The organism is Halorubrum sp. AD140 (assembly GCF_034497445.1).
GTDB lineage: Archaea > Halobacteriota > Halobacteria > Halobacteriales > Haloferacaceae > Halorubrum.
Map to the genome: position 1 here is coordinate 1 of NZ_JAXRUU010000348.1, position 1,020 is coordinate 1,020.

The window sequence follows — 1,020 nt, forward strand, 5'->3', positions numbered from 1 at the left end:
GACCACAGGGATATGTTCGGCCACGGCGCGCCGGCGGTGTTGAGCGTGATCCCCGACACGTTCACGTTCGCGTGGATCGTCGCGATCCTCTTCGCGACGGCGTGGCTGCTCGACAGCCGCGGGCTCTCCGCGGGGCGCACGCTCGCGGCCGCGACGTGGGCGCTGTTCGGGCTCTTCTGGCTGTCGACGGTGCCGTACTTCGCCTTCGAACACCAGAGCTACGTCGAGTCGATCCTCGCCTTGGTCGGCTTCCCCGCCAGCGTGTACGCGGGGTACCTCCTGTACGACGGCCGCGCGTCGCTTTTCACCCTCACCCGGGCCATCGCGATCATGTTGTTCATCTACCTCCCGTTCGAGACGATCCCGGCGTTCACGTTCGCCGGGATCGCGGTCCCGGAGCCCCGTCGGGTCCTCATCGAGATCGTCGCGGCCCAGACCGGGGCCCTCATCGACCTCCTCGGGTACGCGCCGGAGGCGGTGACGAGCAACGAGGGGTACGACGCGGCGTACTCGTGGACGCTCGACGACGGCCACACCGTCGTCATCCACATCGTGCTGGCGTGTACGGGGCTCGGCAGCATGGCCATCTTCGGCGGCCTCGTGGCCGCCGTCGAGGCGCCGCTCTCCCGGAAGCTCCGCGCGCTCGCGGTGTCGCTCCCGCTCATCTACGTCCTGAACATCCTGCGGACGACGTTCATCTCGGTGGTGGCGGGCAACCAGTACATGCACTGGTACCCGGACCTCGTGTTGACGATGTTCGGTGCGACCGACCCGTACCGCGTCTCCTTCCTCATCTCCGACCGGATCATGAGCCAGCTTTTGGCGGTCGTGGCCCTCATCGCGATCACCTTCCTCGCGGTGCGCGAACTGCCCGAGCTGGCGGTGATCTTGGAGGACGTCCTCTACCTCATCACCGGCGAGGAACACGACCTGACGGAGGCGCTCGATCTCCCCCGGGAGCCGACGAACCGGTAAGAACGGCCCCGCGTCGCCCCGGGCGCTGTCCGGGATACATATCTC

Annotated in this window: 1 protein-coding gene; it reads left to right on the forward strand. The window is 67.5% G+C overall.

Annotation, left to right across the window (positions count from 1 at the left end; genetic code table 11):
• Positions 1–12 precede the first annotated feature (12 nt).
• Positions 13–975 (forward strand): archaeosortase A, encoded by a 963-nt coding sequence (artA, locus tag U4E84_RS18765; protein WP_322533558.1) that lies wholly within the window; start codon positions 13–15, stop codon positions 973–975.
• Positions 976–1,020 lie beyond the last annotated feature (45 nt).